Below are 7,687 nucleotides of genomic sequence, written 5' to 3' on the forward strand. Positions count from 1 at the left end.
GTCCGGTTGCAGCAGCGCCACCCTCACCTTCTGGCTGCACATCGACCCGCCGACCCGCCGACCCGCCGACCCGCCGACCCGCCGACCCGCCGACCGGGCGACGGCGCGCGGGTACGCGGCACATGAGCGCGGGCCGAACCCTTTGGCGACACCGGCCACTTGGACGACCTGCAGGCGTGGATCGCGGCGGCCGACGCGTCGCACGCGGCCCTGTCCGCGGACGGGGAGCCGTAATGGAGCCGTACTGACCTTCCGGCTCGCGTAGCTGCTCAAGGCGCAGGGCAGGGGAGACGAGCTGCGCTTGCGGATGGATAGGGGGCGGGCGGCAGCTGCGCGATCCCCTCAACGAGGAGGACGAAGGGAGCCGAACTCACGCCCTCACCCACCGAAGACGGCATGGCCGCCCCCTGTTGACCGCGAGGTACGCTGCGGACATCGCCCTGTACCCCGCCCCTCCGGAGGACCCCGTGCCCGAGTTGCCCGAGGTCGAAGTCGTGCGGCGGGGCTTGGAGCGCTGGGTCAGCGGGCGGATCGTGAAGACGGTCGAGGTGCGGCATCCACGGGCGGTGCGGCGGCACCTGGCGGGGCCCGACGGCTTCGCGAAGGCGCTCGCGGGACAGCGCGTCGGACCGGCCATGCGCCGCGGCAAGTACCTGTGGCTGCCCCTCGAGGACTCCCCGTACTCGGTGCTCGCGCACCTTGGCATGAGCGGCCAGCTCCTGGTGCAGCCTGAGGACACCCCGGACGAGAAACACCTGCGCGTCCGCGTCCGCTTCCAGGACGGTCAAGGCACCGAACTGCGCTTCGTCGATCAGCGCACCTTCGGCGGGCTCTCCCTGCACGAGAACACCCCGGACGGCCTGCCCGACGTCATCGCGCACATCGCCCGCGACCCGCTCGACCCCCTCTTCGACGACGCGGCGTTCCACACGGCCCTGCGCGCCCGCCGTACGACGATCAAGCGCGCGCTGTTGGACCAGTCGCTGATCAGCGGGGTCGGCAACATCTACGCGGACGAGGCGCTGTGGCGCTCCAAGCTGCACTACGAACGCCCCACGGCAACCCTCACCCGGCCGCGCACCGCCGAACTCCTCGGCAATGTCCGGGACGTCATGAACGACGCCCTGGCCGCCGGCGGCACCAGCTTCGACAGCCTGTACGTCAACGTCAACGGAGAGTCGGGCTACTTCGACCGCTCGCTCGACGCGTACGGACGCGAGGGCGAGCCCTGCCGACGGTGCGGAACACCGATACGAAGGCGCGCCTGGATGAACCGGTCCAGCTACTTCTGCCCGCGCTGCCAACCGCCGCCGCGCGCCAAGGCTTAGGCCGGGCGCGTCTCGTCGTAGCGCTCGCGGGCCTCGAGGACGTCGTCCATGTGGCCTTCGACGAAGTTGATGAGGGTCAGCAGACGCTCGGAGACCTCGCGGCCGAGGGGTGTGAGCCGGTAATCCACGCGCGGCGGGTTCGTGGGCTGCGCCTCGCGGTGCACCAGACCGTCGCGCTCCAGCGCGTGCAGTGTCTGGGAGAGCATCTTCTCGCTGACGCCGTCGACGCGGCGCCGCAGTTCGTTGAAGCGGCACGTGCCGTCGTGCAGCGCCCCAAGTGTGAGCGAGCCCCAGCGCCCGGTGACGTGCTCCAGCGTGCCCCGGGACGGGCAGCTGCGGGCGAACACGTTGTACGCGAGGTCTTTGCCTTCGGCGCACGCGGTGCCCTCGCCGCCGTCGGTGCGCTCAGCGGTCTGCGCGACAGGTTCCATACGTTCACCATACTCTGGGACAGCGCTAACCATAAGGTTGCACCAACTAGAAGTTAGTGCTTTCCTTTGGTTATTGTTGGTGAGCAGCACATACGTGGCTGCCCGTTTCGTCCCCAAGGAGTACGCACCGTGACGACCCCCGTTGTCTCCATCGCCTACCACTCCGGATACGGCCACACCGCCGTTCTTGCCGAGGCCGTGCGCTCCGGTGCCGCGGAGGTCGGCGCCCAGGTCCACCTGATCAAGGTCGACGAGATCACCGACGCTCAGTGGGAGCTGCTCGACGCCTCCGACGCGATCGTCTTCGGCTCGCCGACGTACATGGGCACCGCGTCGGGTGCCTTCCACGTCTTCGCTGAGGCGTCCTCGAAGCGCTGGTTCGGGCAGGACTGGCACGACAAGCTCGCGGCCGGGTTCACCAACTCCGGTTCCAAGAGCGGCGACAAGCTGCACACCCTGCAGTTCTTCCAGATCCTGGCCGCGCAGCACGGCATGAACTGGATCAACCTCGGTCTGCACCCGGGCTGGAACAGCTCCACGGCCTCCGAGCACGACCTCAACCGCCTCGGCGTCTTCGCCGGCGCCGCCGCACAGACCAACGTGGACGAGGGGCCCGAGACCGTCCACAAGGCCGACATCGCCACGGCCGAACACCTCGGCCGCCGGATCGCGGAGACGGCGCGGGTGTTCACGCTGGGTCGGGTGGCGGTGGCCGAGGTGGCCGCGTAAGCGTCTACGCGAGGCCCCGGGCGCATCCGAGCTCAGGTATGTCTCCCCCGTGGGCGCAGGCTCTCACCAGGCGAGGTTGCCGGGCCTGCTGGCGCCAGCAGGCCTGTCCGACCTCTGGCAACGCACACCATTACGTAACCCGTCCGGATCACATCGAGAAGCGAACCGATGGTTGCGTAGTAAAGCAAAGTCGAGTAAATCCCCGATCCGGATATTGCCGAGTACATAAAAAACGCAGAAATAACAACAAGAACGGACAAATTGACTGTCAATAGTAGCCATCCTGAGTCCGTTCTGGCCCGATTGAGTCGCTGCCAGTTTGTTCGTGGAACCTGAGTGGGGTGCGGGCTGAAGCGGCGCTTGAGTTCGCCACTGAAAGATCGCTGTGCCATAGCGATGTATGGAACAGCGGAAAACATCCCGTGCGCAAGATGTGCAGAGAGTTGGTTCCCCGAGAGGTCGGCGTAGCGACTTTGGCCGGGAGCTGCTTTGGCGCGAGTGATCATGGCCCCAAGCTTGCGGCGCGTCGGGCAGTCTGTGGAGCGGCCGCCCGGAGGAGCGAAGCGACGACGGGTGCTTGATGAGGTAGAGAAACCTGCAACAAGATCGGCTAGCCGACTGCGCTCCGCTCGGCCAAGCCGCGCAGGGACTCGCGGACACGAGGTTCAGAGAGCTGGATCAAGTCGCGGATGACCTTACGGGCCAAGTGGTGATCGTGGATCTGTTCAAGCGCGAGAGCCTCGGATTCCAAGAGCGCAGCTGTCGCCTCACCGACGTGTCGCCGCTGCGCGTGCGCTCGCGCCACGGCAAGGAGAAAGCGTGACTGCCGCTCGGGCGAAAGGCTCGATGCGTCAATCTGCTGGGCTACCTCTGGGGCGAGCCCCGCGTCCTCCCACTCGACCGCCGTGCTCACCGCGTGGGTTTCGACGTTCGTGGGCCCGAACTCCGTGTCGAAGTCGTTGCGCCTCGGTGCTGCTGGACACGGGGAGAGCATCAAGGCTGTCAGTGAGTATCTGGGCCACCACGACCCCGGCTTCACGCTTCGGACGTACACGCACCTGATGCCCCCGAGCGGGACCCGGGCCCGGGCCGCCGTGGATCGTGTCTTCACGGAAGAAGAACCCACAGATGACGGCCCGGACACGGCCCAGGAAGGCGCCTAACCTTCTGACCCGCGGCTATCTCAGTAGCCGAAGTCCTGCGTCCACCACGGACCGCCCGAACCGAAGTGGGCTCCGACGCCGAGTGTCTTGAAGTCGCAGTTCAGGATATTGGCGCGGTGGCCTTCGCTGTTCATCCAGGCGTCCATCACCGCTGCGGCGGTGGTCTGGCCGCGGGCTATGTTCTCGCCGCCCAGGGTTGTTATCCCGGCCTTCGCCGCCCGGTCCCAGGGGCTGAGCCCAGTCGGGTCGGTGTGGTCGAAGAAGTCGCGCGCGTCCATGTCCTCGCTGAAGGCCTGGGCCAGGTCCGTCAGGGAGCTGTTCGCCGCCACCGGGCTGCAGCCCACCTTGGCCCGCTCCACGTTGACCAGCTTGAGCACCTCGACCTCGGCCGCGGTCTCGGCGGACACCGTCACCGGGGCGGTGGTCTTCGGTGCCTTAGTTTTGGCGGCCTTGGTCTTGGAGGGCTTCGGGCTCGCCTTGGTCTTGCTGGGCTTGGCGGTGGGCCTCTTCGAAGGCGTCGTGGTCGGCGCGGCCGACGACGTCGCGGGGGCGGCCGACGGGGAGGCGGAGCGGCCGGCGTCACGGCTGGTCGAGGTGTCGTCGCGGGAGTCCGCGCTGCCCGACGTGCCGCCCTGCTGGGTCTCCAGGCCGGACGGGGAGCTCGCGGCCTGCACATTGTCGGAGTTGCTGCTGCCGCCGCCGAGCGAGTAGTTGTCGCTGCCGGGCAGCACACCGGTCGCGACGGCGACGGTGCCCAGTGCCACGGCCGCCGAGACGCCGAGCAGACCCGTTCGTACGGGTGCCGCCTTCCGCTTGCGGTGCGAGCGGGCAGCGGCGGTGGGCGGGAGGTCGGCGACTGCGGCGTAGCCGTACAGGTTCTCCGGACCGTAGCTGTCCGTGCCGACCTGGTGTGTTTCCGTGACCCCGGTGGCGCGGCCTGTGGCGGCGCGGCCGGCGGCGGAGCGTCGGTGGCGTCCCATCTCTTGGGCCTTCCTCGATCTTGCGGTCAGCGATTCTCAAGTCAAACCTCACTCGAAAGAGTGAGTTTCATATGAGACTCATTGGGTCGGGACGGTACCCCATGCCGCAAGGGGAGGAAGTGCTGCGAGAGACATTGTCCGGTTAGCGTGCAGCCATGAACGAGGTTGCACGGCTGGTCGTCTGGGTGCGGGGCAGGGTCCAGGGAGTGGGTTTCCGCTGGTTCACGCGGGCCAAGGCGCTGGAGATCGGCGGGCTGAGTGGTTTTGCTCTCAATTTGGACGACGGACGGGTCCAGGTGGTCGCGGAAGGACCTCGGCCCGAGTGTCAGAGCCTGCTCGACTGGCTACAGGGAGACGACACGCCCGGGCGCGTAGAGGGAGTCACTGAGATCTGGGACACGCCCCGCGGGATCTACGACGACTTCGCCATCCGATGACGGTGACGGCTCGTCGGCCCGGCCGGAAAGCGGTAGGGCGTGCCTCTGGCACCTGCCGGAAGCAGAAATGACCTGGTGGTTGCCAAGAACGGCTGGAAGTGGCAGGCTCCCGGAATAAGGATGATCTCCACGCCCTGAGGGCCCCGCAGGAGTCGCAGCGCAGCCGTTCCAGGGCCGCGCGACAGTGGGTTGCCCGCCAATACGGGGCGTGATCGTGTTGACCGTCAAACTTTTTGGTGAGACGCTGAAAGCCCCGCGCACCTTAGCTGTTTGGCATGTTGGAACGGCAGCAGGACAACAGCAGTGTCAAGCATCGCGGGTGCGATTCCCTCACGACCCACACCGCTTCGGTCGGTCACTCAGTGTGGAGGACCATCCATCATGGCAAAGGCGCTTCTCGGTTACGTCGGCGGTTCTGACCCGCGACTCATCGCCGAGATGCGACGGCTCCAGCAGCGCGTACAGGACCTCGAATCCGAGCTCGTACGGATCCAGGCCGAGAACGACGCGCTCGCGGCTGCCGCTTCTCACGACTCGCTTCTCGAGAGCATCGACGTACCCCAGGCGGAGCCTGCGCTCACCTGATCACTGCACCGCACTACGACAGCAGTGGTTGGGCGGCCCGTATCAACCGCTAAGTTGTCAGATTCGCAAGGGACGCCTCTTCGGCGTCCCTTCTTTCTTTCCCCCGCATTCTTTCACTCTCTTTAACGTCTGGTGTGCCCTGCACGTTCATGGGTGAAACCGCGCGTTCATGGAGTGAGACGAGCCCGAAAGGTAGAGTCCGGCGGCGTGCACCTCAAGGCCCTGACCCTGCGCGGGTTCAAATCGTTCGCCTCGGCGACCACGCTGCGGTTCGAGCCGGGCATCACCTGCGTCGTGGGCCCAAACGGTTCGGGCAAGTCCAATGTCGTGGACGCGCTGAGCTGGGTCATGGGCGAGCAGGGCGCCAAGTCGCTGCGCGGCGGCAAGATGGAGGACGTCATCTTCGCCGGCACCACCGGGCGTCCCCCGCTGGGCCGCGCCGAGGTGTCCCTGACCATCGACAACTCCGACGGGGCGCTGCCCATCGAGTACGCCGAGGTCACCATCACGCGGATCATGTTCCGCAACGGCGGCAGCGAGTACCAGATCAACGGTGACACCTGCCGACTCCTCGACATCCAGGAGCTGTTGTCCGACTCCGGTATCGGCCGCGAGATGCACGTCATCGTCGGCCAGGGCCAGCTCGACTCCGTCCTGCACGCCGATCCGATGGGCCGCCGCGCGTTCATCGAGGAGGCCGCGGGCGTTCTCAAGCACCGCAAGCGCAAGGAGAAGGCGCTGCGGAAGCTGGACGCGATGCGGGCGAACCTGGCCCGTGTCCAGGACCTCACGGACGAGCTGCGGCGGCAGTTGAAGCCGCTCGGCAGGCAGGCCGCCGTCGCGCGGCGCGCCGCCGTCATCCAGGCCGACCTGCGCGACGCCCGCCTGCGCCTGCTCGCCGACGATCTCGTACGGCTGCGGCAGGCGCTGCAGACCGAGATCGCCGACGAGGCCGCGCTCAAGGAACGCAAGGAAGCCGCCGAGTCCGAGCTGAAGAAGGCGCTCCAGCGGGAGGCCCTCCTGGAGGACGAGGTACGTCAGCTCACGCCGCGCCTCCAGCGGGCGCAGCAGACCTGGTACGACCTCTCGCAGCTCGCCGAGCGGGTGCGCGGCACGATCTCGCTGGCCGACGCGCGTGTGAAGAGCGCCACGTCGGTGCCCCCTGAGGAGCGGCGCGGGCGGGACCCCGAGGACATGGAGCGAGAGGCCGCGCGGATCCGTGAGCAGGAGGCCGAACTCGAAGCGGCCCTGGAGGCGGCGCAGCGTGCCCTCGAGGACACCGCCGCGCACCGCGCCGAGCTGGAGCGTGAGCTCGCCGTCGAGGAGCGTCGCCTGAGAGACGTGGCCCGCGCCATCGCCGACCGCCGTGAGGGTCTCGCCCGCCTCGGCGGCCAGGTCAACGCGGCCCGTTCCCGCGCCGCCTCCGCGCAGGCCGAGATCGACCGCCTCGCCTCCTCCCGCGACGAGGCGCAGGAGCGCGCGGTCGTGGCCCAGGAGGAGTACGAGCAGCTGAAGGCCGAGGTCGACGGCCTCGACGCGGGCGACGCCGAGCTGACCGAGCGGCACGAGGCGGCCAGGCGGGCACTGTCCGAGGCCGAGGCCGCGCTGAGCGCTGCCCGCGAGGCGACCACCGCGGCGGAACGCAGACGCGCCGCCACCCAGGCCCGCCACGAGGCGCTCGCCCTCGGCTTGCGCCGCAAGGACGGTACGGGGGCGTTGCTCGGTGCGCGGGACCGCCTCACCGGCCTCCTCGGCCCCGCGGCCGAGCTGCTCTCTGTCACCCCCGGTTTCGAAGTCGCGCTGGCCGCCGCGTTCGGCGCCGCCGCCGACGCGATCGCGGTCACCACGCCCGCCTCGGCGGCGGACGCCATCCGCCTCCTGCGCAAGCAGGACGCCGGCCGGGCGGCCCTGTTGCTGGCGGGGGCCCCGGATGAGCCGCGCGAGCGCGGGGCGCATGGCGCCGGCCCCGGCAGGCCCGACCACGCTGGGGCGCGCCCCGCCGACGGTGCGCGGTCCGCGGCGGGGACCGCGGGC

General features: G+C 68.7%; 8 protein-coding genes and 1 pseudogene. 6 read left to right on the plus strand and 3 right to left on the minus strand.

Going from position 1 to position 7,687, the window contains the following annotated elements:
• A partial coding sequence (locus AB0D27_RS44605) for a hypothetical protein (protein ID WP_362521193.1) occupies positions 1 to 204 on the minus strand: 204 nt, incomplete at its 3' end.
• 263 nt (positions 205 to 467) lie between these two features.
• On the opposite strand from AB0D27_RS44605, the gene mutM reads away from it, so the two are divergent.
• Positions 468 to 1,328, plus strand: a complete 861-nt coding sequence (mutM, locus tag AB0D27_RS44610) for a bifunctional DNA-formamidopyrimidine glycosylase/DNA-(apurinic or apyrimidinic site) lyase (protein ID WP_362521195.1) — start codon at positions 468 to 470, stop codon at positions 1,326 to 1,328.
• Here mutM and AB0D27_RS44615 read toward each other — a convergent pair.
• Positions 1,325 to 1,759, minus strand: coding sequence for a helix-turn-helix domain-containing protein (locus AB0D27_RS44615; RefSeq protein WP_362521198.1), 435 nt, complete (start codon positions 1,757 to 1,759; stop codon positions 1,325 to 1,327). The two genes, mutM and AB0D27_RS44615, sit on opposite strands and share 4 nt — an antisense overlap.
• A gap of 129 nt (positions 1,760 to 1,888) precedes the next feature.
• On the opposite strand from AB0D27_RS44615, the gene AB0D27_RS44620 reads away from it, so the two are divergent.
• Positions 1,889 to 2,488, plus strand: a complete 600-nt coding sequence (locus AB0D27_RS44620; RefSeq protein WP_362521201.1) for a flavodoxin family protein — start codon at positions 1,889 to 1,891, stop codon at positions 2,486 to 2,488.
• A gap of 963 nt (positions 2,489 to 3,451) precedes the next feature.
• Positions 3,452 to 3,651, plus strand: a pseudogene (locus AB0D27_RS44625) (site-specific integrase); the annotation flags it as partial.
• A gap of 20 nt (positions 3,652 to 3,671) precedes the next feature.
• Here AB0D27_RS44625 and AB0D27_RS44630 read toward each other — a convergent pair.
• Complete coding sequence (locus AB0D27_RS44630; RefSeq protein ID WP_362521204.1) at positions 3,672 to 4,631, minus strand: CAP domain-containing protein; 960 nt, start codon at positions 4,629 to 4,631, stop codon at positions 3,672 to 3,674.
• A 155-nt stretch (positions 4,632 to 4,786) separates the two neighbouring features.
• Between AB0D27_RS44630 and AB0D27_RS44635 the strand changes: the two genes are divergently transcribed.
• From AB0D27_RS44635 to AB0D27_RS44645, 3 genes are all read left to right on the plus strand, one after another.
• Positions 4,787 to 5,068 (plus strand): acylphosphatase, encoded by a 282-nt coding sequence (locus AB0D27_RS44635; RefSeq protein ID WP_362521207.1) that lies wholly within the window; start codon positions 4,787 to 4,789, stop codon positions 5,066 to 5,068.
• A gap of 381 nt (positions 5,069 to 5,449) precedes the next feature.
• Positions 5,450 to 5,653 (plus strand): hypothetical protein, encoded by a 204-nt coding sequence (locus AB0D27_RS44640; RefSeq protein ID WP_028802434.1) that lies wholly within the window; start codon positions 5,450 to 5,452, stop codon positions 5,651 to 5,653.
• A gap of 207 nt (positions 5,654 to 5,860) precedes the next feature.
• Positions 5,861 to 7,687: AAA family ATPase (locus AB0D27_RS44645; protein WP_362521210.1), on the plus strand; the 1,827-nt coding region annotated here is incomplete at its 3' end.

This window comes from Streptomyces sp. NPDC048415, from assembly GCF_040651675.1.
In the GTDB taxonomy this organism is placed as follows: Bacteria; Actinomycetota; Actinomycetes; order Streptomycetales; family Streptomycetaceae; genus Streptomyces.